General features: G+C 65.8%; 26 protein-coding genes and 1 tRNA gene. 14 read left to right on the top strand and 13 right to left on the bottom strand.

Translation table 11 applies throughout. The features are described 5' to 3' along the window. The 4 genes from bioB (at position 1) to FBX97_RS22090 (ending at position 5,111) form a co-directional block, all read left to right on the top strand. A complete protein-coding gene (gene bioB / locus FBX97_RS22105; protein ID WP_141836633.1) occupies positions 1-1,029 on the top strand; it encodes a biotin synthase BioB in 1,029 nt (342 codons plus the stop codon). A gap of 155 nt (positions 1,030-1,184) precedes the next feature. Then, positions 1,185-3,224 carry an acetyl/propionyl/methylcrotonyl-CoA carboxylase subunit alpha gene (locus tag FBX97_RS22100; protein WP_141836631.1) on the top strand — a complete coding sequence of 680 codons (2,040 nt, stop codon included), beginning with the start codon at positions 1,185-1,187 and terminating at the stop codon, positions 3,222-3,224. A gap of 44 nt (positions 3,225-3,268) precedes the next feature. Next, positions 3,269-4,198 (top strand): glyoxylate/hydroxypyruvate reductase A, encoded by a 930-nt coding sequence (locus tag FBX97_RS22095; RefSeq protein ID WP_141836629.1) that lies wholly within the window; start codon positions 3,269-3,271, stop codon positions 4,196-4,198. A gap of 4 nt (positions 4,199-4,202) precedes the next feature. Beyond that, positions 4,203-5,111, top strand: coding sequence for a hydroxymethylglutaryl-CoA lyase (locus tag FBX97_RS22090; protein ID WP_141836627.1), 909 nt, complete (start codon positions 4,203-4,205; stop codon positions 5,109-5,111). 103 nt (positions 5,112-5,214) lie between these two features. Here the strand turns inward: FBX97_RS22090 and FBX97_RS22085 are convergent. Continuing rightward, positions 5,215-5,291, bottom strand: a tRNA-Pro gene (locus FBX97_RS22085). A 133-nt stretch (positions 5,292-5,424) separates the two neighbouring features. Further along, on the bottom strand, positions 5,425-6,330 hold the full coding sequence (gene rsmI / locus FBX97_RS22080; RefSeq protein ID WP_141836625.1) for a 16S rRNA (cytidine(1402)-2'-O)-methyltransferase: 906 nt from the start codon (positions 6,328-6,330) through the stop codon (positions 5,425-5,427). An 11-nt stretch (positions 6,331-6,341) separates the two neighbouring features. Between rsmI and FBX97_RS22075 the strand changes: the two genes are divergently transcribed. The 7 genes from FBX97_RS22075 (at position 6,342) to FBX97_RS22045 (ending at position 10,996) form a co-directional block, all read left to right on the top strand. Next, positions 6,342-7,670: a penicillin-binding protein activator gene (locus FBX97_RS22075; RefSeq protein ID WP_141836623.1), complete on the top strand. Its 1,329-nt coding sequence runs from the start codon at positions 6,342-6,344 to the stop codon at positions 7,668-7,670. A 1-nt stretch (position 7,671) separates the two neighbouring features. Next, positions 7,672-8,031, top strand: a complete 360-nt coding sequence (locus FBX97_RS22070) for a YraN family protein (RefSeq protein ID WP_141836621.1) — start codon at positions 7,672-7,674, stop codon at positions 8,029-8,031. Between the two features lie 100 nt (positions 8,032-8,131). Then, on the top strand, positions 8,132-8,728 hold the full coding sequence (locus FBX97_RS22065; protein ID WP_141836619.1) for a phosphoheptose isomerase: 597 nt from the start codon (positions 8,132-8,134) through the stop codon (positions 8,726-8,728). Then, positions 8,718-9,362, top strand: coding sequence for a BON domain-containing protein (locus tag FBX97_RS22060; protein WP_141836617.1), 645 nt, complete (start codon positions 8,718-8,720; stop codon positions 9,360-9,362). The genes FBX97_RS22065 and FBX97_RS22060 overlap by 11 nt, the downstream gene beginning before the upstream one ends. Before the next feature lie 75 nt (positions 9,363-9,437). Beyond that, positions 9,438-9,956 carry a peroxiredoxin gene (locus FBX97_RS22055; RefSeq protein WP_141836615.1) on the top strand — a complete coding sequence of 173 codons (519 nt, stop codon included), beginning with the start codon at positions 9,438-9,440 and terminating at the stop codon, positions 9,954-9,956. 88 nt (positions 9,957-10,044) lie between these two features. Next, entirely contained in the window at positions 10,045-10,680 is a 636-nt protein-coding gene (locus FBX97_RS22050; protein ID WP_141836614.1) for a hypothetical protein, read from the top strand. A gap of 109 nt (positions 10,681-10,789) precedes the next feature. Beyond that, the gene (locus FBX97_RS22045) at positions 10,790-10,996 is read left to right on the top strand and encodes a hypothetical protein (protein WP_141836612.1); all 207 of its coding nucleotides are present in this window, start codon (positions 10,790-10,792) and stop codon (positions 10,994-10,996) included. Between the two features lie 25 nt (positions 10,997-11,021). Here the strand turns inward: FBX97_RS22045 and FBX97_RS22040 are convergent, their stop codons facing one another. The 4 genes from FBX97_RS22040 to oxc all read right to left on the bottom strand — a co-directional run bounded on the left by FBX97_RS22040 (position 11,022) and on the right by oxc (position 16,539). After that, positions 11,022-13,013, bottom strand: a complete 1,992-nt coding sequence (locus tag FBX97_RS22040; RefSeq protein ID WP_141836610.1) for a helicase-related protein — start codon at positions 13,011-13,013, stop codon at positions 11,022-11,024. Between the two features lie 82 nt (positions 13,014-13,095). Beyond that, positions 13,096-13,524, bottom strand: a complete 429-nt coding sequence (locus FBX97_RS22035) for a PAS domain-containing protein (protein ID WP_141837122.1) — start codon at positions 13,522-13,524, stop codon at positions 13,096-13,098. Next, on the bottom strand, positions 13,524-14,774 hold the full coding sequence (gene frc / locus FBX97_RS22030) for a formyl-CoA transferase (RefSeq protein WP_141836608.1): 1,251 nt from the start codon (positions 14,772-14,774) through the stop codon (positions 13,524-13,526). The genes FBX97_RS22035 and frc overlap by 1 nt, the downstream gene beginning before the upstream one ends. 52 nt (positions 14,775-14,826) lie before the next feature. Beyond that, positions 14,827-16,539 carry an oxalyl-CoA decarboxylase gene (oxc, locus tag FBX97_RS22025; protein WP_141836607.1) on the bottom strand — a complete coding sequence of 571 codons (1,713 nt, stop codon included), beginning with the start codon at positions 16,537-16,539 and terminating at the stop codon, positions 14,827-14,829. 151 nt (positions 16,540-16,690) lie between these two features. Here oxc and FBX97_RS22020 point away from each other — a divergent pair, with 151 nt between their 5' ends. Beyond that, on the top strand, positions 16,691-17,299 hold the full coding sequence (locus tag FBX97_RS22020; RefSeq protein WP_141836605.1) for a Crp/Fnr family transcriptional regulator: 609 nt from the start codon (positions 16,691-16,693) through the stop codon (positions 17,297-17,299). Between the two features lie 189 nt (positions 17,300-17,488). After that, positions 17,489-17,635: a hypothetical protein gene (locus FBX97_RS29675; protein ID WP_185748688.1), complete on the top strand. Its 147-nt coding sequence runs from the start codon at positions 17,489-17,491 to the stop codon at positions 17,633-17,635. Between the two features lie 66 nt (positions 17,636-17,701). On the opposite strand, the gene FBX97_RS22015 is transcribed toward FBX97_RS29675, so the two are convergent. The 4 genes from FBX97_RS22015 to FBX97_RS22000 form a co-directional block, all read right to left on the bottom strand. After that, positions 17,702-18,718 (bottom strand): 2-dehydropantoate 2-reductase, encoded by a 1,017-nt coding sequence (locus FBX97_RS22015; protein ID WP_141836603.1) that lies wholly within the window; start codon positions 18,716-18,718, stop codon positions 17,702-17,704. A 32-nt stretch (positions 18,719-18,750) separates the two neighbouring features. Continuing rightward, positions 18,751-19,527, bottom strand: a complete 777-nt coding sequence (locus tag FBX97_RS22010) for a fumarylacetoacetate hydrolase family protein (protein WP_141836601.1) — start codon at positions 19,525-19,527, stop codon at positions 18,751-18,753. 20 nt (positions 19,528-19,547) lie between these two features. Beyond that, entirely contained in the window at positions 19,548-20,903 is a 1,356-nt protein-coding gene (gene oxlT, locus FBX97_RS22005; protein WP_141836599.1) for an oxalate/formate MFS antiporter, read from the bottom strand. 151 nt (positions 20,904-21,054) lie between these two features. Next, a complete protein-coding gene (locus FBX97_RS22000) occupies positions 21,055-21,405 on the bottom strand; it encodes a hypothetical protein (protein ID WP_141836598.1) in 351 nt (116 codons plus the stop codon). Between the two features lie 129 nt (positions 21,406-21,534). Here FBX97_RS22000 and FBX97_RS21995 point away from each other — a divergent pair, with 129 nt between their 5' ends. Beyond that, entirely contained in the window at positions 21,535-22,467 is a 933-nt protein-coding gene (locus tag FBX97_RS21995) for a LysR family transcriptional regulator (protein ID WP_141836596.1), read from the top strand. A 4-nt stretch (positions 22,468-22,471) separates the two neighbouring features. On the opposite strand, the gene FBX97_RS21990 is transcribed toward FBX97_RS21995, so the two are convergent. From FBX97_RS21990 to hyi, 3 genes are read right to left on the bottom strand one after another with little or no spacing between them, the layout of a single operon-like run. Further along, positions 22,472-23,428 (bottom strand): histone deacetylase family protein, encoded by a 957-nt coding sequence (locus tag FBX97_RS21990; RefSeq protein ID WP_141836594.1) that lies wholly within the window; start codon positions 23,426-23,428, stop codon positions 22,472-22,474. A 10-nt stretch (positions 23,429-23,438) separates the two neighbouring features. Further along, positions 23,439-24,326: a 2-hydroxy-3-oxopropionate reductase gene (locus FBX97_RS21985; RefSeq protein ID WP_141836592.1), complete on the bottom strand. Its 888-nt coding sequence runs from the start codon at positions 24,324-24,326 to the stop codon at positions 23,439-23,441. A 26-nt stretch (positions 24,327-24,352) separates the two neighbouring features. Continuing rightward, positions 24,353-25,129: a hydroxypyruvate isomerase gene (hyi, locus tag FBX97_RS21980; RefSeq protein WP_141836590.1), complete on the bottom strand. Its 777-nt coding sequence runs from the start codon at positions 25,127-25,129 to the stop codon at positions 24,353-24,355. Position 25,130 lies beyond the last annotated feature (1 nt).

The raw sequence follows: 25,130 nt of genomic DNA, 5'->3' as shown, positions 1-25,130 counted from the left end.
ATGTCGCAAGTCATCAACCTCCACCCGCCGGTCGCACCGGTCACCCTGCCCAAGGACGCCACCTGGCCGCTGCCCGACGTGCTGGCCCTGTTCGACCTGCCGATGCCGGAACTGATGTTCCGCGCCCAGCAGGCGCACCGCGCCAACTTCCCCGACGGCGACGTCGAACTGGCCACGCTGCTGTCGATCAAGACCGGCGGCTGCGAAGAAGACTGCGGCTACTGCCCGCAGGCGGCGCGCTACGACACCGGCGTCGAAGCGAAAAAAATCCTCGACCTCGACGTCGTGCTGGCTGCAGCCAGCGAAGCCAAGGCCAAGGGCGCGACCCGCTTCTGCATGGGCGCCGCCTGGCGCAGCCCGAAAGAGCGCGACATGGAAAAGGTCGAAGCGATGGTGCGCGGCGTGAAAGCGCTGGGCATGGAAACCTGCGCCACGCTGGGCATGCTGGAAGAGGGCCAGGCCGAGCAGCTGAAACAGGCCGGCCTCGATTACTACAACCACAACATCGACACCGCTCCCGACTTCTACGGCGACATCATCTCGACCCGCGACTACCACGACCGCCTGGATACCCTCGGCCGCGTGCGCGACGCCGGCCTGAAAGTCTGCTGCGGCGGCATCGTCGGCATGGGCGAGACCCGGGCCCAGCGCGCCGGCCTGATCGCCCAGCTGGCCAACATGAACCCGTATCCGGAATCGGTCCCGGTCAACCACCTGGTGCAGGTCGAGGGTACCCCGCTGCACGGCCTGCCGCCGCTGGACCCGATCGAATTCGTGCGTACCATCGCCGTGGCCCGCATCACCATGCCGAAGGCGCGCGTGCGTTTGTCGGCCGGGCGCCGCCAGCTGGGCGAAGCGGTGCAGGCGATGTGCTTCATGGCCGGCGCGAATTCGATCTTCTACGGCGACAAGCTGCTGACCACCAACAACCCGGAAGCGGACGAGGACCGCGCGCTGCTGGAAAAGCTGGGCCTCAAGACGCGTTCGGCGACGCTGGAGTCGGCGCCGAAGGAGCGTTGCGGCTGCTGATTGAAGTTAGATACATGAGAGCCGCGCACGTAGAACCGTCGTCCCTGCGAAGGCAGGGATCCAAGTTCGTGGCTCAGTTGCAAACTTGGACCCCTGCCTTCGCAGGGGCGACGGTCTCACGGATAACACTTAAAACTAAATAAACGAGACACCACATGTTCACCAAGATCCTGATCGCCAACCGTGGCGAAATCGCCTGCCGGGTCGCGGCCACCGCGCGCCGGCTGGGCATCCGTACCGTTGCCGTCTATTCGGAAGCCGACGCCGGCGCCAAGCACGTCGCCGTCTGCGACGAAGCCGTCCTGATCGGCCCCGCGGCCGCCAAGGACAGCTACCTGCGCGGCGACAGGATCATCGAGGTGGCCAGGGCCCATGGCGCGCAGGCGATCCATCCGGGCTACGGCTTCCTGTCGGAGAACGCCGAATTCGCGCAAGCCTGCGCCGCCGCCGGCCTGGTGTTCATCGGCCCGCCGGGCAGCTCGATGCGGGCGATGGGTTCGAAATCGGCCGCCAAGCAGCTGATGGAAGGTGCCAGGGTGCCGCTGGTGCCGGGCTACCACGGCGACGACCAGGACCCGGCCCTGCTGCAGCGCGAGGCCGACCGCATCGGCTATCCGGTGCTGCTCAAGGCCAGCGCCGGCGGCGGCGGCAAGGGCATGCGCGTGGTGGAACGGTCCGACGATTTCCAGGCGGCGCTGGCCTCCTGCAAGCGTGAAGCGATCAGCTCGTTCGGCGACGACAAGGTGCTGGTCGAAAAATACCTGCAGCGTCCGCGCCATATCGAGATCCAGGTGTTTGCCGACACCCACGGCAACTGCGTCTACCTGCACGAGCGCGACTGCTCGGTGCAGCGCCGCCACCAGAAAGTGCTGGAAGAAGCGCCGGCGCCCGGCATGCCGCCGGAGCGCCGCGCCGCGATGGGCGAGGCTGCTGTGGCGGCGGCGCGCGCGGTCGGCTACGTCGGCGCCGGCACCGTTGAATTCATCGCCAACCAGGACGGTTCGTTCTATTTCATGGAAATGAACACGCGCCTGCAGGTCGAGCATCCGGTGACCGAAATGATCACCGGCACCGACCTGGTCGAATGGCAGCTGCGCGTGGCCTTTGGCGAGCCGCTGCCGAAGCAGCAGCACGAACTGGCGATCCACGGCCACGCGATCGAAGCGCGCGTGTATGCCGAGAATCCCGAGAAGGGTTTCTTGCCGTCGATCGGCACCCTGCACTACATGGCCACGCCGGCGCACGTCGCCTTCGAACTGGGCGGCACGGCGGGACTGCCTGCTGCCGTGCGCATCGATTCGGGCGTGCGCGAAGGCGATGCCATTTCTCCGTTCTACGACCCGATGATCGCCAAGCTGATCGTCTGGGGCGCCGACCGCGCGCAGGCGCTGGCGCGCATGGCGCAGGCACTCAGCGAATTCCACATCGTCGGCCTGGCCACCAACATCGCCTTCCTGAAACGCCTGGTCGAGGGCCAGGCATTTGCGAGCGCCGATCTCGACACCGGTTTGATCGAGCGCAACAGTGCGACGCTGTTCCCGGCCGCCGGTCCGGCCCCGGTCAGTGTGCTGGCACTGGCCGCCGCCGCCCTGCTTGCGGATGAGCAAGGGCAAGCCCGACACGGCCAGCCGACCGATCCGTGGACGCATACGCACGGCTGGCGCATGAACGGCACCTATCGCCGTCAATTGTCGTTCACGGACGAGTATGCAGTGGCCACGCTCGGCAGCAAAGCCTATGCACTGGGCGTGACGTATCATCCGAAAGGCTGGACGCTCGACCTCGACGGCAACAAGCATGCGCTGGCGCCGGTCGCACGCAGCGGCAGCCGCCATGCGCTGCGCCTGGACGGCCATGCGGTGCAGGGCACGGTGCGGCGCGAGGGCGAGCTGGTACACGTGTTCAGCGGCGGCCTGCACCATGTGCTGGCGTGGGAAGATCCGCTGGCCCATGCCGGCGAGCACGAAGCCGCGGGCGGACGCCTGACCGCGCCGATGCCGGGCAAGGTGGTGGCGGTGATCGCCAGCGGCGGCCAGCAGGTCAAGAAGGGCGAGCCGCTGGTGATCATGGAAGCCATGAAGATGGAACACACGATCGCGGCGCCGAGCGACGGCCTGGTCGAGGAAATCCTGTACCAGGTCGGCGACCAGGTGGCCGACGGTGCGCCGCTGCTGGCCTTCAAGGCAGCGGCCTGATGCAAAACGCAATAAATAATATAAATAATTAGGGGACAACAACCATGCGCATCTTGCTGTATCGGGGCGATGGCGTCATCGAGGCGTGGGCCCGTGACTTCGCCGCCGAGCTGCCGCATGCCGAGACCGTGGTCTGGCAGGAAGGGGAACGCGCCGCGCCGTGTGACTACGCCGTGCTGTGGGCACCGACGCCCGCCCTGCTCGACCAGCTCTGGAATGTGAAAGCGATTTTCCTGATGGGCGCCGGGGTCGACGCCCTGCTGAAATTCGGCGATGCCCTGCCGCCGGTGCCGATCGTCCGCCTGGGCGATGCCGGCATGGCCGAGCAGATGGCGGACTACGTCGCGCATGCGGTGCTGCGCTACTTCCGCCGTTTCGACGATTACGAACGGCAGGCGCGCGAGGGCCTCTGGCGCCCGCTCGCGCTGCAGGACAAGAAGACCTTCACGGTCGGCGTGCTGGGCCTCGGCAAGCTCGGCGCACCGGTGGTGCGCACGCTGCGCCAGCTCGGCTTTCCGGTGCGCGGCTGGAGCCGCACGCCGAAAGACTTGCCCGGCGTCGCCTGCTACGCCGGCATGGACCAGCTGGACGACTTCCTGGCCGGCACCCGGGTGCTGGTCTGCATGCTGCCGCTGACGCCGGAGACGGGCAACCTGCTCGACCGTGCGCGCCTGTCGCGGCTGCCCGAAGGCGCCTACCTGATCAACGTCGCGCGCGGTGCCCTGGTGGCCGAACCGGACCTGCTGGCGCTGATCCGCGCCGGCCACATCGCCGGCGCCACGCTCGACGTGTTCCGCAACGAGCCGCTGCCGGCGCCGCATCCGTTCTGGGGCGAGCCGCGCATCACGATCACGCCGCACATTTCCGCGCTCACGCTGCGCGAGGAAGCCGTGCGCCAGATCGCGGCCAAGATCAAGCTGCTCGACCAGGGCGAGACGGTCGCCGACGTGGTCGACCTTCAGAGAGGATACTGACATCATGAACCTGCCAGGCTACGTCAAGATCGTCGAAGTCGGCCCGCGCGACGGGCTGCAGAACGAAAAGGAAGCGCTATCGGCGGCCGTCAAGATCGAACTGGTCGACCGCCTGTCACGCGCAGGCTTTCCCAACATCGAGGCGGCTTCCTTCGTCTCGCCGAAATGGGTCCCGCAGATGGCGACCAGCAGCGAGGTCATGGCCGGCATCACCCGCCGTCCGGACACGCTGTATTCGGCGCTGACCCCGAACATGCAGGGCTTCGAGGCGGCCCTCGCGGCGCGCGCCGATGAAGTCGTGATCTTCGGCTCGGCCTCGGAAGCCTTTTCGCAGAAGAACATCAACTGCTCGATCGCGGAATCGATCGCCCGTTTCGAACCGGTGGCGCGCGCAGCAAAGGACAACGGTTTGCGCCTGCGCGGCAGCATCAGCTGTTCGTTCGGCTGCCCCTACCAGGGCGAGGTGCCCTTGGAAGCGGTGGCCGACGTGGTCGGCCGCATGCGCGACCTGGGCTGTGACGAGATCGACATCGCCGACACCATCGGCGTCTCGACGCCGCGCAAGACGCAAGCCGTGATGGAAACCGCGGCACGCGCCTTCGACCTGGCGCGCATCGCCGGCCACTTCCACGATACCTACGGCCAGGCCTTGGCGAACATCTATGCCAGCCTGGAAGTCGGCGTGGCGATCTTCCACTCGTCGGTGTCGGGCCTGGGCGGCTGCCCGTATGCGAAGGGCGCGACCGGCAACGTGGCGACCGAGGACGTGATCTACATGCTGAACGGTCTCGGGATCGAGACCGGGATCGACCTCGACCAGGTGGTGGATGCGGGGGCCTTCATTTCGCAGCAGCTCGGGCGCAAGGGCGTGAGCCGGGTCGGAAACGCGTTGTTGGCCAAGAGGGGTGGGTGATGGTGTCGGGTGGGCACCCCGTGCCCACCCGACAAATTGACGCCGCAGAAATGAAAAAGCCGACGATTTCTCGTCGGCTTTTTTCATGCTTACTGCTGAATACTGGTCGGAGTACAAGGATTCGAACCTTGGACCCTCTGGTCCCAAACCAGATGCGCTACCGGGCTGCGCTACACTCCGAAGACAGTCATCATAGCCTTCCGAATAGATTCGGTCAAGGAAAGTGCCGATAAATATGCAAATGCGGTGCAAATGCGGTTTTCCGGCACAACCGTAGCGCCGGTACGAAGAACGCCGCCGCTGCAAACGGCGACTACTCGCCCTTGATCTGCAGCGCCCGTTCGTACAGCGCGTTCTTTTTCTTGCCCGTGATTTGCGCCGCCAGGCTGGCCGCCTGCTTCACCGAGCACTCGGCCAGCAGGATGTTGAGGATGCGCTCGGCCTCGGTGTCGCCGGCATCGGTGTCCTGCGTCGCGCCCTCGACCAGCACCACGAACTCGCCGCGTTCGCGGTTGGCGTCGGCCTTGACCCAGGCCAGCGCCTCGCCGATCGTGCAGCGGTGGATCTCTTCGAACAGCTTCGACAGTTCGCGCGCAAACACCACCTGCCGTCCCGGCTCGAACACTGCTCCCAATGCCTCGACACAGTCGACGATGCGATGCGGTGCCTCATAGATCACGAGCGTCGCCGCCATCGACTTGAGCGTACTCAGTTCCGATTCGCGCTGCTTGGCCTTGGCCGGCAGGAAGCCGACAAAATGGAAGCGGTCGTTCACCAGGCCGCTGGCGGACAGCGCCGCGATCGCCGCCGACGCACCCGGCACCGGCACCACGTTCAGGCCGGCCGCGCGCACGGCGTCGACGATGCGTGCGCCCGGGTCGGACACGGCCGGGGTGCCGGCGTCCGACACCAGCGCCACGCGCTCGCCCGCGTGCAGGCGTGCGATCAGCTTCTCGGCCGCTTCGCGTTCGTTGTGCTGGTGCGCCGCGACCATGTGCTTGGCTAAACCGAAGCGCGTGAGCAGGGCACCGGTCTTGCGCGTGTCTTCGCAGGCCACCACGTCGGCCAGCAGCAGCACGTGCAGCGCGCGCAGGGTGATGTCGGTGACGTTACCGATGGGTGTGGCCACCACGTACAGCGTTGCGGTAGGATAGGACTGCTGGGCGGCTTCGCCCAGTACGGGCAAGTTGGCAATCTGGGTGGACTGGGATTCTGTCATTTGGAGATCGGATGCTGATAAAAAGTCTCAAGGCCTGGCGCAGGGACGGTGAATCCGGCCTGATGCGCGCATGGTTCGCTTGCTTGTTCGCTGGCCTGCTGCTGTCGGGCTGCAGCACGGTATGCCTCGAGCCGGAGGAATTGTGCGCGTCCGGCAACGCAAACACAAGCCTGCATCCGCGCGCCTCCGCCGTGCTGGCGCCAGAAGTGCCCGCAGCGGCACCCGCTCCTGCACCGGCGCTCGAACCGGTGGACCCGGTCCGCACCGCACCGATCTACCTGCCCGGCCAGGATGCCGGGACGGCCCGTGCCGCCAATCCTGCCGTCAGTCCGGCCGCCGGCACGGCGCGCATCGCCCTGCTGCTGCCGCTGAATTCCCCGAGCCTGGGCGGCGCCGCCGAAGCGGTGCGTGCCGGCTTCATGGCCGCGGCCGAGCGCGACGGCGCCGGCATCCAAGTCGACGTCGTGCCCACCAGCGACAATCCCGACGAGGCGCTGGCCACCTACACGCGCGCCGGCGCCGCCCACGATATCATCGTCGGCCCGCTGTCGCGCCCGGCAGTTGGTGCGCTGATCGCCAGCGGCAAGGCCGACAAGCCGACCGTCGCCCTGAACCACCCCGAAGTGCGCGGCACGCTGCCGCCGCGCATGCTGGTCGCCGGCCTGTCGATCGAGGACGAGGCGCGCCAGGCCGCCGAATGGGCGGCGCGCGAACATCCGCACGGACGGGTATTGATCCTGACCGGCAGCCCGGCCTGGGCCCAGCGCGCCGCCGGCGCCTTCGAAGCGCGCTGGAGCGAACTCGGCCATACCGGCCAGCGCTTCGCCCTGCCCTCGAGCGACGGCCGGGTCGACCCGGCCCTGTTGCAAGACCTCAAGGCACGCCTGGAAGTCGATCCGCCCGAGCTGCTGTTCGCCGCCGTCGACGTGGCCGAATTGCGCCAGGTCCGCACCTTCGTCGGCGCCACGCTGCCCGTGTACGGCGGCGCGTCGATCAATCCCGGCCGCACGCCCGGCCTCGGCGCCACCGAGCTGGACGGCATCCACGTGGTCGACCTGCCCTGGCTGGTGCTGCCGGACCACCCGGCCGTGATGGTCTACCCGCGCCAGGCCGATCCGGAAACCCCACTGTACATGCAGCGCCTGTACGCGCTCGGCATCGACGCCTTCCTGGTTGCACGCCAGCTCGCCGCGCAGCAGGCTGCGGCGCCCGCGGCAGCGTCGAGCATCGACGGCGTCACCGGCCGGCTGACCTTCGGCGCCAACGCCGGCCTGACCCGGCGCGAAGCGGCTGCCATCTATCGCGACGGCAACTTCACGCCGGTCGAAGCGGGACCCTGACATGTGGCCGGCCCGCCTGTCGCACAAGCAGGAACAGGGTCGGCAGTGGGAAAATACGGCGCAGCTGTATCTTCAGCGTCACGGTTTGGTGCTGATCGAAGCAAATTTCCGGTGTAAGCTCGGCGAGATCGATTTGATCATGCGCGAAGGCAGCACCCTGGTCTTCGTCGAAGTCCGCCAGCGCGCCGCCGGTGCACAGGTCGGTGCCGCGGCCAGCATCGGCCCCGCCAAGATCCGCCGCATCGTGCGCGCCGCCCAGGTCTACCTGCAGCGCTGCCCACGCATGCCGCCCTGCCGCATCGATGTCGTCGCGATCGACGGCGGCCGCATTGAATGGCTCAAGAATGCCATCGAGGGCTGACCGGACTGCCTTTACTGGCAGGCTTGCCACCTTTTCAAGTGTAAGCATTTTTTGCAGCACTTGATCGTCTGCCGTTGCCACTGCACTATAATCTTCGACCATGAATACTCAACGCATCCTCGCTCATTTCCAGGAAAGCGCCGACCTCAAACTGAAGTCGGGCGCGCTGCTGGCACAACCCATTTCCGAAGCCATCGAACTGATGTTCAATGCGCTTTCCAATGGCAACAAGATCCTTGCCTGCGGCAACGGCGGCTCGGCCGGCGATGCCCAGCACTTCGCCGCCGAGCTGGTTGGCCGCTTCGAGCGCGAGCGTTTCCCGCTGCCGGCGATCTCGCTCAGCACCGACACCTCGATCATCACGGCGGTCGGCAACGACTACAGTTTCAACGAGATCTTCAGCAAGCAGGTGCAGGCGCTCGGCCAGTCCGGCGACATCCTGCTGGCGATCTCGACCTCCGGTAACTCCGGCAACGTGCTGGCCGCGGCCGAAGCGGCGCTCGAGCGCGAAATGCGCGTCGTCGCCCTGACCGGCAAGGATGGCGGCAAGCTCGGCCAGCTGCTGACCGAAGCCGACGTCCACATCAACGTGCAGCATGCGCGTACCGCCCGCATCCAGGAAGTGCACCTGGTAGCGATCCACAGTATCTGCGACGGTCTCGACGTCGCCCTGTTCGGAGAAGAAGATGCAAGTTAAACCCGCTGCCCTCCAAGTGCTGCGTCCCCTGTCCAAGGCCGTGCTGTGCGTCGCCCTGCTGTCTTCGCTGCAAGGCTGCATCGCGGTCGTGGCGGGCGCCGCCGTGGGCGGCGCGTTTGCCACCGTCGACCGCCGCTCGCTGGGCGCGCAGACCGAAGACAAGGCGATCGCCGTCAAGGCCGACACCCGCCTGCCGGGCATCGTCGGCGACGCCGGCCACGTCAACGTCAACAGCTACAACCGCAAGGTGCTGCTGACCGGCGAGGTGCGCGACGAAGCGATGAAGCGCGCGGTCGAGAACGAGGTGCGCAGCATCGCCAACGTCGATACCGTGAGCAACGAACTGGAAATCGCCGGCCCGTCGAGCTACACCTCGCGCTCCAGCGATGCGCTGATCACCAGCAAGGTCAAGCTCAGCCTGGCCGACAAGAACACCATCAAGGCCACCTCGTTCAAGGTCGTGACCGAACGCGGCAATGTCTACCTGATGGGTCTGGTGACCCAGCGCGAAGGCAATATCGCGGCCCAGGTGGCACAGGGTGTGGCCGGCGTCATGCGCGTGACCAAGATCTTCGAATACATCAGCGAAGAAGACCTGCGCTCGCTCCAGCCGCAGCAGGCGCAAGCCCAGTAAACGCTGGCCGGATACGGCAAGGATGAGGGGGCGGGACTATAATGGACCATCCCCTCTTATGGATGAGATGAGACCATGACTGCTTCCACGCGTTCCTGGATCAAGCCGGCCGCCATCGGCGCGGCCGTGCTGGCGCTTGCCGGCGGCGCCTACGTCGCCGTCTTCAGCCAGCAGCAGGCGCCCGACGTCACCTTCATCGGTATCGATGGCCAGAAGATCAGCTCGCAAGACTTGCGCGGCAAGGTCGTGATGATCAATTTCTGGGCCACCTCCTGCACTACCTGCGTGAAGGAAATGCCGCAGATGGTCGAGACCTACAACAAGTACAAGGGACAAGGCCTGGAATTCGTCGCCGTGGCGATGAGCTACGACCGCCCCGACTACGTGCTGAACTATGCGGCCACGCGCCAGCTGCCGTTCAAGGTCGCGCTCGACGCGGGCGGCGACCTGGCCAGGCAGTTCGGCGACGTCGCGATGACGCCGACCACCTTCGTCATCGGCAAGGATGGCAAGATCCTCAAGCGCTACCTGGGCGAGCCCGATTTCGCCTCGCTGCACGCGCTGCTGGAAAAGTCGCTGCACACGCAAGCCTGAGCGCGCGCAAAGACGCCCCGGCCGATTGCTCCAAGCTTGACGCGCCCGCTGACGCTGTTCCACACTGGCGCGGCCAAGGAGACTATCCATGCGCAAGCTGATCAGGTATGCCCCTGCACTCGCCTGCCTGCTGGCGGCCGGCTGCACCAGCGTCGATCGCGGTCTGCGTCACACGGTCGTCCTGCACTACCAGCACGTCGCCAACGTCCACCGCATCGATTTTTCCAGCCCTCTGGTTCTAGCGCGGCGCAGCAGTCCGGTGGACGCGGTGCTGCCGCTGGAATCGCAGGGATTCTGGGCCGTATTCCTGCTGTGCAGCGTGGATGCGAGCGGCGCGTATGTTCCCAGCTTCTATTTCGACGTCGACCGTTTCCATGTGCGCTACGGCAAGCAAGACTTCGGACCGCTGCGTCCCTGGACCCTGCGTCTCGACAACACGACCGACCTGAATACCCGCGCCGACACCCCGGCCATTGCCCAGGCCATCGCCATGGAAATCCAGGAAGGTCCGTCGAGCCAGGTCTTCCGGCACGGCTTTTATGGCGGACTGGATTACCGCTTCGCCATTTATATCCCGCGCGGCTTGCCCGACTATTCCGGCGATGAATTGACTCTGCGCTACGACGGTGGCCAGACCATGGTGCTGGGCAATGGTTATCCGCCATCGGATATTCCGCTTGCCGGCCTCGGCGGCACGGGGATCGCGTCCAGCTGCCTGCCCTAGCCGGGGGCGCCTAGCCGGGGGCGCCGGGCCGGGGGCGCCGAGCCGGGCGCTGTGCATGCCATGCCGGCGTTACACTGTCGATCCCGATCGATCAGGCCCGGAGGCGGCGATGGACCAACACAACGACAGCATCACGGCGGCGCAGGCTTACCAGGCGATGCTGGCTTTCCTGCAGCGCGAAGTGGAACTCACCGAATCCAGCGACCTGGCCGACCTGGTCAGCGAATACCGGCTCGGCGCGGATGGCCGCCCGGCCGACCCGGCCCTGTGGCAAGCATGGCTGGAAGCGGTCGGCAAGGTGGTGCAGGGTAAATAAGTGGGCTCGGCGCTGAGCGCCCGCCTTACCAGCGCCCCTTCTCCTTCTTCGACTGCCGCTTGCGCGCCGCCGCATTCTGCTGCTGCAACAGCGCATCGACCCGCTCCGACGCCTCCCTTGCCAGCTGCTGCGCCAGCTCGAGGCTCGGAAAGTATTCCGGCATGCGGTAGGCGAGCCAGGCATAAGCCGAATACATGCGGCAGGTATCCTCGACTTCCTGCAGGTTCTGCCAGAACAATTCCTGCTCCTGTACCTGCAGCTTACACACCTTTTTACGGGCCAGCGATTGCGCCCAGTGGGTCCAGGCGGTTTCCAGCGCCGGCACCCTGGTCGAGATCGGCACCAGAGACAGCGTGAATTTGTCGGCCACGCTCAGGTCCAGCGTATCGAGCCACTCGGCGCGCTCGTTCTGTTCCTCGGTAATGCGCGGATAAAAAAAGCCGTCCGGCACGTCGATGTTGTGGACGAAGCGTTTTAATAGTTTCACCAGCGAGGTTTCGCCGGTCACCGACGAAATCCTGTGCAATTGCTCGATCGAAGGTGCTACCGCAAAACCGCTGGCCTTGACCGGCGGGATCTTTTCCTTCATCAGCGAGCGCATGATCTCGTGGGTATCGTCGTCGTAGCCGGCAACGAAGCCCTCTTCATGCACGCCGTAGCGCCCGGCGCGGCCGGCGATCTGCCTGGCCAGCGCCGCCGAAATCTCTTCCTCTTCGTAGCCGTTGTACTTGACCGCGGTCGTCATCACGATGCGCTGGATCGGCATGTTCAAGCCCATGGCGATGGCATCGGTACCGACCACGATGTCGGCCTGCCCTTCGCGGAAACGCTCGGCCTGGGCACGCCGCACTTCCGGCGACAGGTTGCCGTACACGGTCGCCACCGACAGTCCCATCTCGGTGATCATGTCGCGCCACATCAGCACGTTGCGGCGCGAGAAGGCGATCACCGCATCGCCGCGCCGCAGGTTGCGGATTTTACGGACGGCCGAAGGCTCCATCGACAGCGGCGCCTTGCGTTTCAGCACGTGCACTTCGAGCGGACACTCCAGGCGCTCGGCCAGCGCCTCGATCGCCCTTCTCGCTTCCGGCGCCCCGACCAGGTAGACAACCGAAGCCGGCGCGCCGCACACGGCGGCGGTCCAGGCGGCGCCGCGGTCGCGGTCGGCCAGCATCTGGATTTCGTCGATCACCGCCACCTGTACTGGCGTCTTCGTATCCAGCATCTCCACGGTGCTGGCGACGTGGGTCGCGTTCTCGGCCAGGCGCCGCTCCTCGCCAGTGATCAGGCTGACGGCGAGCGGCTCGCCATCTTCGCGCACCACGTTCTGCAGGCGCTCGTAGTTTTCCAGCGCCAGCAGGCGCAGCGGCGCCAGGTAGACCCCGCTGTCGGCCTGCGCCAGCGCTTCCATCGCCTTGTGGGTCTTACCCGAGTTGGTGGGACCCAGCAGGGCGATGAAACGGCGCGCCATCTTGCGCGCGGTCTCGAACGACGCCGGGTATTCGGCCAGGTTGATGCTTTCCTTGGTGCGCGCGGCGTGGCGCTCTTCCTGCTCGCGCTCGACGGCGTGCTCGAGGCGCTGCTGGATGCGGCCGAACACGTATTCGGCCGGCTCCGACGTCTCCAGTTCTTCCAGCACGTGCAGGAACAGCATCGGATCGAATCCCGCCTCCTCGCACTGGTCGGCGACGTCGCGCACGAATTCCTCGACTTCCTGGTTGAGGTCATCCATGGCGTCGCGCGTGGCGCGTTCCTCGATCAGTTCGCGCCGCGCAGCGAGGTCCATCTTGCGCCATTTGCTCGGCTTGGCCAGCACGCCGCGCGCCGGCACCAGGCGGTATTCGACGTGCAGGCCGTCGACCCGCACCGCACCCGAAAAACGCAGGAATACGCGGCCTTCGAGCTTGACCAGCTCGGCGCCGCGCGCGGCCAGTTTCAGGTCGTGTTCGAGGAAGGCGTCGTCGTCGCCGAGTTGACTGTCGGAATCGGAATCGTGGTTGTTGCGGTATTGGTTCATGAGGCTGCCGGTGATAACTTGTTGGCAGCATATTAGCGGATACGCGTCCTGCCCGGCACGCATATCCGCCCGTACACAAAACTCAGCGCAGCGCCGTCTCCAGCTCGCGCACGCGCGCCTTCAAGGCGCGCTCGTCGTTCCAGCGCGCGGTGTCGTCGCGCACCACCGCGGCGATCCCGGATACCTTGCCGTCAGGCCCATGCAGCAGCGCCACCGTGAACGCGATCGACAGCGGCTTGCCTTCCTTGTGCAGCGCCGGCACCCGCAGCAGGTCGGTGCCGTAGCGCGTCTCGCCGGTCGCCATCGTCTTGTGATAGCCGTCCCAGTGCCGCTCCTGCTGGCGCTGGGGGACGATCAGGTCGAGCGACTGGCCGAGCGCATCTTCTTGCGTGAAACCGAAGATGCGGGTGGCCGCGTCGTTCCAGAACACGATGGTGCCGGCGGCGTCGCAGACGATCACGCCGTCGCCGAAGGCCTGCACCAACTGCTCGAAATCGAGCTGCGCCACGATCACACCACGCGCCGCTCGTGCAGGGCCGCGATCTGCTGCTGGCTGTAGCCCATGCTTTCCAGGATCTCGTCGGTGTGCTCGCCCAGCAGCGGCGACCCCTTGATGTCCACCTTCAGGTCCGAGAACTTGATCGGGCTGCCCACGGTGAGATACTTGCCGCGTTCCTTGTGGTCGACTTCGACGATGGTGCCGCTGGCGCGCAGCGACGGATCGTTGGCCAGTTCCTTCATCGTCAGCACCGGCGAGCACGGGATGTCGAACTTGCGCAGGATGTCGACCGCCTCGAACTTGGTTTTATCTTTCAGCCAGTCCTCGATGACGGCGAAGATGTCGAAGATCTTGTCCTGGCGCGCTTGAGCCGTCATGTAGGCCGGATCGTCGATCCATTCTTCCTTGCCGATGGCGCGGCAGATCGGCGCCCAGGCATGGCCCTGGATCGTGAAGTAGATATACGCGTTGGGGTCGGTCTCCCAGCCCTTGCACTTCAGGACCCAGCCCGGCTGGCCGCCGCCGCCCGCATTGCCGCCGCGCGGCACCACGTCCGAGAAGCTTCCGTGCGGGTATTGCGGATACTCTTCCAGGTAGCCAACGCGGTCCAGGCGCTGCTGGTCGCGCATCTTGACGCGGCACAGGTTCAGCACGCTGTCCTGCATCGACACCGCCACCTTCTGGCCTTTACCGGTCTTGTCGCGCGCACGCAGCGCGGTCAGGATGCCGATCGCCAGGTGCATCCCGGTGTTGCTGTCGCCCAGCGCGGCGGCGGACACGGTCGGCGGACCGTCGTCGAAGCCGGTGGTCGAGGCGGCGCCACCGGCGCACTGGGCCACGTTTTCATACACCTTCAGGTCTTCGTAATGGTGGCCTTCGCTGAAGCCTTTGACGGAAGCGACGATCATGCCGGGGTTCAGTTCCCTGATGTGTTCCCAGGTAAAGCCCATGCGGTCGAGGGCGCCGGGGCCGAAGTTCTCGACCAGCACGTCGGATTCCTTGATCAGCTTCGTCAGGATTTCCTTGCCCTCGGCGGTCTTGGTGTCCAGCGTCAGCGAACGCTTATTGCTGTTCAACATGGTGAAATACAGGGCGTCGACGCCCGGGATGTCGCGCAGCTGGGAGCGGGTGACGTCGCCGGCGCCCGGGCGCTCGACCTTGATCACGTCGGCGCCGAACCAGGCCAGCATTTGCGTGCACGCCGGCCCTGCCTGCACGTGCGTGAAGTCGATGATCTTGATGCCTTCCAGTGGTTTGCTCATGATGCGGGTCTCCTTGTCGATTGTCTTCGATGTCTGCAAATCGGGCGGCGCTTCAGGGCGTCTTCTTGGCTGCGCTCTGCGGATTCAGGTTGGTCAGGCGACCGCTCTCGGTGCCCGCGGTCTCGTCGATCACGGCATTGATCAGCGCCGGCTTGCCGGCCGCGATGGCCTCGTTCAGGGCGCGCGTGAGTTCTTCCGGCGTGGTGGCGTGGTAGCCGATGCCCCCGAAGGCCTCGATCATCTTGTCGTAGCGGGCGTTCTTGACGAACACGGTGGGCGCCACATCCTTGCCGCCGGTGGGGTTGACGTCGGTGCCGCGGTAGACGCCGTTGTTGTTGAACACGATGGTCGTCACCGGCAGCTGGTAGCGGCAGATGGTTTCCAGTTCCATGCCGGAGAAGCCGAAGGCGCTGTCGCCTTCGACCGCCACCACCGGCTTGCCGCTGACCACGGCGGCGCCGATGGCGTAGCCCATGCCGATGCCCATGATGCCCCAGGTGCCCGAGTCGAAACGCTTGCGGGGCTGGTACTGGTCGATGATGCTGCGGGCGTAGTCGAGCGTGTTGGCGCCTTCGTTGACCAGGTTGATGTCCGGGTGCTCGCGCAGCACGTCGCGGATCGCGCGCAGCGCGCTATGAAAATTCATCGGCTCCGGGTTCTTGTCCAGCAGCGCCGCCATCTTGGCCTGGTTCTGTTCCTTGCGCTGGCTTATCGATTGCACCCACTCGCCATCGGCACGCCCGATGCCGGCACCATCGAGGCCCTGCAGCAGCGCCGCCACGCAGGAGCCGACGTCGCCGATCAGCGGCGCCGCGATCGCCACGTTGCTGTCGATTTCGGTGGGCGCGATGTCGATCTGGATAAACTGTTTCGGCTTGCCCCAGGTTTTGCCCTTGCCGTGCGCCAGCAGCCAGTTCAGGCGGGCGCCGATCAGCACCACGACGTCGGCTTCGGCCAGCACGTAGGAGCGCGCGGCGGAGGCCGATTGCGCGTGGGTGTCGGGCAGCAGGCCCTTGGCCATCGACATCGGCAAATACGGGATGCCGGTGCGCTCGACCAGTGCGCGGATCTCGTCGTCGGCCTGGGCATAGGCGGCGCCCTTGCCGAGCAGGATCAGCGGCTTCTGCGCACCCTTCAGCAGCGCCAGCGCGCGCTGCACCGCATCCGGTGCCGGGATCTGGCGCGGCACCGGATCCACGACTTTCACCAGCGAGCGCTTGGCGTGCGCGGTCTCGATGGTCTGCGCCAGCAGCTGCGCCGGCAGGTCGAGGTAGACGCCGCCCGGCCGGCCCGACACCGCGGCGCGGATCGCACGTGCCACGCCGATGCCGATGTCTTCCGCCTTGTTGATGCGGTAGGCCGCCTTCGCATACGGTTTCGCCGCGTTGAGCTGGTCCATCTCTTCGTAGTCGCCCTGCTGCAGGTCGACGATCTCGCGCTCGCTGGACCCGGAGATCAGGATCATCGGGAAGCAGTTGGTGGTGGCGTTCGCCAGCGCCGTCAGGCCGTTCAGGAAGCCCGGCGCCGACACGGTCAGGCAGATGCCCGGCTTTTGGGTGATGAAGCCGGCGATGGCGGCGGCATTGCCCGCGTTCTGTTCGTGGCGGAAGCCGATGAAGCGCATCCCCTCGGCTTGCGCCAGGCGGGCCAGGTCGGTGATCGGAATGCCGACCAGGCCGAAGATCGTGTCGATGTCGTTGTGCTTGAGCGCGTCGATCACCAGGTGGAAGCCGTCGGTGACTTCCACCGATACGTTATGGGTCATGATTGTCTCCAGTGTTTTGATCGTTGCTCCGGGTGACCTGGCCAGGTGTTTTGAGCTGAAATCATCATAGCGATGCCCTCTGATTTGAATCATTGACCACGGTCAAGTTTCGCCGCATGATGTCGGGACGCCTGACAATCTCCGATTCGCCATGACGCTCATTGCCAATCACCCGGAACGCAATATCATTCGTGTGCAGCTGAAGCAGAATGTCATTCTCAAGACATTGCGCGACAGTGAAATGGCCGCGCTCGAGCCCTACCTCACGGTCGTCAACCACCAGAAAGGCGACCTGCTGCTGAACCAGGGCGTGTACGAGATGGAGCAGTACTTCATCCTCGACGGCATCCTCAAGCGCCAGGTCACCAACCACGAAGCCAAGGAAATGATCCTGCGCTTCTCGGCCGAGCGCGACATCGAAACCAGCTATGCCGCCTGGTGCCTCAAGACCCCCACGCCCTACAGCATCGTCTGCGTCACCAAGGCGCGCGTGGCCAAGATGCCGCTCAACCAGTGGGTCGAATTCCTGCAGAGCCACAGCATCGGCAAGCAGGCCTTCGAACACGAGGTGATGAACCTGATGAGCGCCATCATGGCCCACACCATCACCCTGCACCTGCTCGACGCGCCCGGCCGCGTGCACCGCTTCATCCGCAAGCATCCCGAGCTGTTCGAGCGGCTGCCGAAGAAGGAACTGGCGGCTTACCTGAACCTGTCGCCGGAAACGCTGAGCCGCCTGAAGCACCAGGGCAAGATCTGACTGTGTGCCCTTGCTGCAACGCGGTAGCGCAACTATTTTCACTACCGGTTTCTGCCTCTTTTCATAGCAAGATATTTACAGCCCGAATGTCGAATATCACGTCCTTCAATTGGACGGGCCAGCTACTGCTTGTAGAATCAAAGGCATAGGTCATCCCTACCGTTTTTGAACTCTTCAAGGAGCAGCACCATGAATAGCATCGGTAACACCGCATCGCAGCAAACTGGTTCTTCGTTCTCCTTCGGCGCCCTGATCGCCTTTCTTTTCCAGCTGAACCTGCGCGACAAGCTCAGCGCGAACAACCAGGACGACGGCGCCCACACCTGGGGCATGTAATCCAGTCACTGGTAGTCGAGAACAACCGGCCGGGCCGAACGCCCCGCCGGTTTTTTTACGCCCGCTTTACGCCAGCGCGGCCGCCTGCAGCCGCACTCCGCCGCGCGCCTGCGCCATCGTCTGCTCCAGCAGCTTCATCAGCGCATAGGCCGAATCGATGTGCGGCGTCGGCGTGCCGGTCATGCGCGCCAGTTCGATCACCGAGCCGACCAAGGCATCGATCTCCGGCTCGCGGCCCGCTTCCACGTCCTGCAGCATCGAGGTCTTGTGCTTGCCGATCTTTTCGGCGCCGGCGATGCGCCGCTCCAGGCTGACGCGGAACGAGATCCCCAGCCGCGCCGCCACCCCTTCCGCCTCGCGCATCATGTTGGCCGCCAGCTCGCGCGTGAGCGGGTACTGGCAGATGTCGACCAGGGTCGAATGCGCCAGCGCGCTGATCGGGTTGAACGAGAGATTCCCCCACAGCTTCAGCCAGATCTCGGCGCGGATGTCGTCCAGTACCGGCGACTTGAAGCCCGCCCGCTCGAAGCAGGCGCTGACCCGCACGACGCGTTCGCTGGTGCTGCCATCCAGCTCGCCCAGCGGAAAGCGATTGCCCTCGATGTGGCGGATCGCGCCCGGCGCCGTCAGTTCGGCCGCCGGGTACACCACGCAGCCCAGGATCCGCTCCGGCGGGATCGCCCGTGCCAGCGCCCCATCCGCATCGACGCTGTGCACGCTGCGGCCCTCGTACTCGCCGCCGTGGCGGTGGAAGTACCAGAACGGTATGCCGTTCTGCATGGTCACCACGGTCGTGTCCGGCCCGAACAGCTGGCCGATGCGGCCCGCCACGCCCGCCACCTGGTGCGCCTTCACCGCCAGCACGACGATGTCCTGCGGCCCGGCGGCGGCATAGTCGTCGAAGGCCTTGACCTGTGTCGCGGTCTTCGCCTCGCCATCCATTTCCACCAGCCGGATACCGCGTGCGCGGATGGCCTCCAGGTTGGCGCCGCGCACCATGAAACTCACCTCCTCACCCGCGAGCGCCAGCCTCGCACCGACGAGCCCACCGATGGCGCCCGCCCCTATCACTGCGATCTTCATGACACACCCCTTTGGTTTTACTGGAAACCGTTTTATTCGTAACGATTGGTGAGCGTGCCGATGCCGTCGATCTCGACCTCGATCGTGCTGCCCGGCCGCATCGAGCCGACGCCGACCGAGGTGCCGCACAGGATCAGGTCGCCCGGTTCGAGCGTCATGTCCTGCGAGATCCGGCTGACCAGCTCGGCCGCGCTGAAGACCATGTCGTTGACCGGGTAGTCCTGGCGCACCTCGCCATTCAGCAGGGTGCGCACCACCAGCATCGCCGGGTTCAGCCCGGTGGCGACCACCGGGCCGAACGGACAGAAGGTATCGAAGCCCTTGGCGCGCACCCACTGCGGAAACGTGGGATCGCGCCCGATGATCTCGTTCACCGTGACGTCGTTGGCGCAGGTGTAGCCGAAAATGTGGTCCGGCGCGCTGTCCGGCGTGACGCCGCTGCAGGTGCTGCCGATCACGATCGCCAGCTCGCCCTCGAAGGCTACCTTGGCCCCGCTGTCCGCCACGCGCGGCTTGCGGATCGTGGCGCCGGGTGCCAGGTACGTGTTCGGCGGCTTCATCAGGTACAGCGGCTCGCCCGGCGGCGCCAGGCCGAGCTTGCGGCCCAGTGCGTGATAATTGTTCCATAGGGCCAGCACCTTGCCGGGTACCACGGGCGTGAGCAGCGTCGCTTCCGCCAGGTTGATCGCGATGTCGGTGCGGCGCGGACTGTCGAACATGTCGCCCTTGAAGACCCGGATCTTGTCGCCCTCGATGGTGCCGAAGCGGACCGTGTCGAGGTGCAGGAAGCGTATCCAGTGCTGGATCATGGGAAGCCCCTTCTACGCGATCAGTTGACCATGCGTGCGCCGGCCGCGCCGGGGGCGGTGCCGGAGGCGCCGGGAAGCTGCTCGCCCTCGACCACGCTGACCGCACCGATCGACTGCTCGATGAAGCGCCTGCGCATCGGGCGCAGCACCCACCAGGCCAGGATCGCGGCGGCGGCATTCATCGCGCAGCCGATGAAGAACACCGATTCCCAGGTGCCGCTGGCGGCCATGATCATGCTCGAGATCGGCACGAAGATCGAGGCCGTTCCCTTGGCGGTGTACATCAGGCCGGCGTTGCCGGCGGCGTTGCGGGTGCCGAAGGTGTCGGCCGTGGTGGCCGGGAACAGGCTGTAGATCTCGCCCCAGGCAAAGAACACCAGGCCGGTCAGGATCACGAACATGATCGGGTCGCGCCCCAGGTAGTACAGCGCGATGATGCCGACCGATTCCAGCGCAAACGCGATGAACATGGTCTGCTCGCGGCCGATCCGGTCCGATACCCAGCCGAAGAAGGGACGCGTCAGGCCGTTCAGCACGCGGTCGATCGCCAGGGCGAAGGTCAGTGCCGGCAGCACCATGCCCATCACGTTGAATTTCACGCCGTCGATGGCGAAGTCTTTCGCGATCGGTCCCATCTGCGCGGTGGCCATCAGGCCGCCGGCGGCGACCAGCACGAACATCACGTACATCACCCAGAACACCGGCGTGCGCACGATCTGCGAGGGCGTGAAGTTGGCCGTGGTCTGCAGCACGTGCGGGTTCTTCTTCTTGGTGCTGGCGGCGCCCTGGTGCGGCGGACGCGCCATCATGAGGGCCAGCAGGATCACCACCAGGCCCTGGCCGATGCCGAAGTAGAGAAAGGTGTCGGCATAGCCGCTGCTCTCGATCATTTTCGAGATCGGAATGATGGTGGCTGCCGAACCGGCGCCGAAGCCGGCCGCGGTCAGGCCTGCCGCCAGGCCGCGCCGGTCGGGAAACCATTTCAGGGCCGAGCCGACGCAGGTGCCGTACACCGCGCCGGCGCCGATGCCGCTGATGGCGGCGGCGACGTACAGCACGAACAGCGTCGAAGCGAATGAGTTCATCACCCAGCCGATGCCGCACAACAGGCCGCCGAACAGCACCACCGGGCGCGGCCCCCATTTGTCGACCGCCCAGCCCTCGATCGGGACCAGCCAGGTTTCGGTCAGGATGAAGATCGTAAACGCTACCTGGATCGCCGCTTTCGACCAGCCGTGCGCTTCCGACAGCGGATTGACGAACAGGGTCCAGCCGTACTGCAGGTTGGCGATCATGGCCATGCAGATGATGCCCATGACCAGTTGCATCCAGCGGAAGGACGCTGGCCTTTCGGATACCAATGTTTCGGTTTTCATGCGATGTCTCCCTTGCTTTGATTTTTTGGCGCGTGACGAAACGGATCGATGCTCAGGGTAGCCTGGAACCCTTGGTCAAAGTTCAACAGCTGGGCCGATTGTGGAAGAACGGATTTTTCATATCCTTGACCGCGGTTAAGATTCGAAAATCTCATATCCCGATCTGGCGCTGCTGCAGCTCGCGCCAGTCGATCGTTGCGGCGGGCCGGACACCGGCCGCGAAGTGCGGCGCGCAGCGCTCTTTCGCGGCCAGGATCGCATCGACCAGGAAGTCGGCGTCGTAGGCCGTCAGCAGATGCGGCTGGTGCTGCGCCAGGTACTCGCGCACGCAGGCACGCTCGCCGGCTGGACCGGCCTGGTGGCAGCCGGCTTCCCAGAACCATCCGAGCCCGAGTTCGTAGAAGGCGGCGTTGTAGGCATTGCGGCGGACTTCAGCCTCATGGCCGGGGTCGCCATGTGGCGTGGTGACGTTGGTGATGCTGGTGATGGTGAGGTCGTTCATCGCAGGCTCCAGTGAAGTGGGCAACTCGCTGTCGACGATAGTAGGCGCATCGAAGGATTCGTAAAATTCATATTTTTTAGGGATAATCATTAGCGAGCGCTGATACATCGAAGGCGCCAGGAGACGCCCATGAAGCACGCCACGCTGCGCCAGCTGAAAGCCTTCGAGGCGGTCGCCCGCCACCTCAGTTTTTCGCGCGCCGCCACCGAACTGCACCTCACGCAGCCGGCCGTGTCGACCCAGATCCGCATGCTGGAAGACCACGCCGGCCTGCCGCTGTTCGAGCAGCTGGGGAAGAAGACCTACCTGACCCAGGCCGGCACCGAACTGCTCGATTTCGCGCGCGCGATCATCCGCCAGTTCGAGGATGCCGAGGCCGCCATGGCGCATTACAAGGGCATCGCCAGCGGCCGCCTGAATGTGGCGGTGATCAGCGCCGGCGATTATTTTTTCCCGCAGCTGATGGTGGCGTTCGCGCGCCGCCATCCGGGCGTGCAGCTGAACCTGACCGTGCACAACCGCGAAGAGCTGCTGGGCCAGCTGGCCGCCAACCGCACCGACCTCGCGGTGATGGTGCGCCCGCCGGCGCAGGACGACGTGCAGCACGACGCCTTTGCGCCGCACCCCTACGTGATCGTGGCGGCACCCGACCACCCGCTGGCCGGACAGGCGCACATCGGCATGGCGGCGCTGCTGCGCCACCCGTTCGTGGTGCGCGAGCGCGGCTCGGACACCTGGCATTCGATGGAGGATGCGTTCGGTGCGCACCTGGCCGAACTGCAGGTCGCGATGGAGATCCGCAGCACCGAGACGATCAAGCAGGCCGTCATCGCCGGCATGGGACTGGGCTTCCTGTCGGCCCACACGATCGGGCGCGAGCTTACCGACCGCAGCCTGACGGTGCTGCAGGTGGACGGCTTTCCGCTGATGCTGCACTGGTACGTTGTGCACCGCCGCGAAAAGCGCTTGCCGCCGGTGGCGCGCGCCTTCCACCAATTTTTACTGGACGAAGGCGCGCAGCGGATCGCGGCGCTGATTCCGGCGCCCTGGCAGCAAGCGTAGTTTCTCAATGCTGCATCAGTGCCCTCACGTGCGCGGCACAGCCGCCACCGAGCCCCTCGCCGCTGTAGCCGCCCTCCAGCACCGACACGATGCGGCCCTCGCACACGGCGTCGGCGATGGCCATTACCTTCTGCGTGATCCAGCCGAAGTCGGCGTCTTCGAGCGCCATCTGCGCCAGCGGATCGAGACGGTGCGCATCGAAACCGGCCGACACCAGGATCAGCTCGGGTGCAAAGCGGCGCAGCGCCGGCAGCAGATCGGCTTCCACGCGCGCGCGGAACAGTGCCGAGGCACAGCCTGGCGGCAGGGGCAGGTTGACGATGTTGCCGCTGTCGCCGCGCTCGTCGGCCGCGCCGGTGCCGGGGTACAGCGGCGACTGGTGGCTGGAGCCGAAGAACAGTTCGGGCCGGTGATAGAAGGCGGCCTGGGTGCCGTTGCCGTGATGGACGTCGAAGTCGATCACGGCGACCTTCTGCAAGCCGTGCACGTCGAGCGCATGCAGGGCCGCGATCGCCACCTGGTTGAAGATGCAGAAGCCCATGGCCTGCCCCGGCTCCGCATGGTGGCCGCAGGGCCGGGTGGCGCAGAACACGTTGCGCGCTGCGCCCGCCAGCACCGCATCGACGCCGGCACAGGCGGCGCCGACGCAGCGCATGACCGCATTCCATGAGCCGGACGACATCACGGTATCGCCGCCATCCAGCTGCACCAGGCCGCGGCCTGATGCAGCCGATGCGGCCACCGATTCCGCCACCGTCTCGATCAGCTCGACGTAGTGCGGCGTGTGCACCCGCAGCACCTGCTCGCGCGTGCCCAGCGGCGCTTCGCGCCACGCCAGCTGCGCGAACTCGGGCTGCTGCAGCGCCTGCAACACCGCGTGCAGGCGGCGCGGCGATTCCGGGTGGCCCGCGCCCGGCCGGTGCTCGAGGCAGTCCGGATGAAACATCACCATCGTTGCCATGGCCTGTCCTTCAACCGGCGGCGATCGCGTGATTCGCCATGCGCTCGATCGCCTGGCACAGCGCCGAATGATCGAGCTGGGCCAGTCCATGCGCGGCGCAGGAATTCATCAGCTCCTGGGTGGCCGCCGTGTTCGGCAGCGAGACGCCGAGGCTTTTCGCACCCTGCAGCGCCAGGTTCAGATCCTTCTGGTGCAGTGCAATGCGAAAGCCCGGAGAAAACGTGCGCTTGACCATGCGTTCGCCGTGCACTTCCAGGATGCGCGAGGCCGCAAAGCCGCCCATCAGCGCTTCCCTCACCTTGGCCGGATCGGCGCCGGCCTTCGAGGCGAACAGCAGCGCCTCGGCCACCGCCTGGATCGTCAGCGCCACGATGATCTGGTTGGCCACCTTGGCGGTCTGGCCGTCGCCGTTGGCGCCGACCAGCGTGATGTTCTTGCCCATCATCTGGAACAGCGGCAGCACCCGGTCGAAGGCTTCCTGCGAACCGCCGGCCATGATGGTCAGCGACGCTGCCTTGGCGCCGACCTCGCCGCCCGAGACCGGCGCATCGAGGTAGTCGCAATCGCGCTTGTTGATCTTCTTTGCGAAGTCCTTGGTGGCGAGCGGCGAGATCGAACTCATGTCGACCACGATCTTGCCCGGCGTAAGCGCTGCCGCCACGCCGTTCTCGCCGAACAGCACCTGTTCCACCTGCGGCGTGTCCGGCACCATCACGATGATGATGTCGGCGCGCTTGGCCACCTCGCCGGCATTGGTGCAGACGGTGGCGCCGCCCTCCACCAGCGCCAGCGGCGGATTTTTCACGTCGTGCAGGTACAGCTTGCAGCCGCCCGCCTGCAGGTGGCCGGCCATCGGGCCGCCCATGATGCCCAGGCCGATGAATCCCACTTTGGTCATGATCGTCTCCTTGAATGGTTGCGGAATCAGATGCCGTGCCGGGCCAGCCATGCCAGGCCCTCGGCGGTGCTGCTGCGCGGCTTGTATTCACAGCCGACCCAGCCGTCGTAGCCGATCACGTCCAGCCGTTCCAACAGGTAGCGGTAATTGATCTCGCCGGTGCCGGGCTCGCCGCGGCCCGGGTTGTCGGCCAGCTGGATGTGGCGGATCAGCGGCAAATTGGCTTCGATGGTGGCAGCCAGCTCGCCTTCCATGCGCTGCATGTGATAGATGTCGTACTGCAGAAACAGGTTGTCCGAACCTGTCGCACGGATGATGTCGCGCGCCTGGCGCGTGCCGTGCAAAAAGAAACCGGGGATGTCGACGGTGTTGATCGGCTCGATCAGCAGCGCGATGCCCTCTTCCTTCAGGCGCGCGGCGGCAAAGCGCAGGTTCGCCACCAGCACGGCACGGGCCTGCTCGGGGTCGGCGCTGCGCGGCACGATGCCGGCCAGGCAGTTCAGCTGCCTGACGCCGAGCGTGCGCGCATAATCGACGGCGAGCTTGACCCCGGCCTCGAATTCGGCGCGCCGTCCGGGGTGGCAGGCGATGCCGCGCTCGCCGCCGGCCCAGTCGCCGGGCGGCAGGTTGTGCAGCACCAGTTGCAGGCGGTGCTTGTCCAGCTGCTCGGCGATCGCCTGCGCCGGATACGCGTACGGGAACAGGAATTCCACGCCGCGGAAGCCGGCCTGCGCCGCCTTTTCGAAACGGTCCAGGAAATCGACCTCATTGAACAGCATGGTCAGGTTGGCAGCCAGTTTCATG

Source organism: Herbaspirillum sp. SJZ107 (assembly GCF_006715485.1).
Lineage (GTDB): Bacteria > Pseudomonadota > Gammaproteobacteria > Burkholderiales > Burkholderiaceae_D > Telluria.
This window is presented reverse-complemented; position numbering and strand designations above follow the sequence as displayed.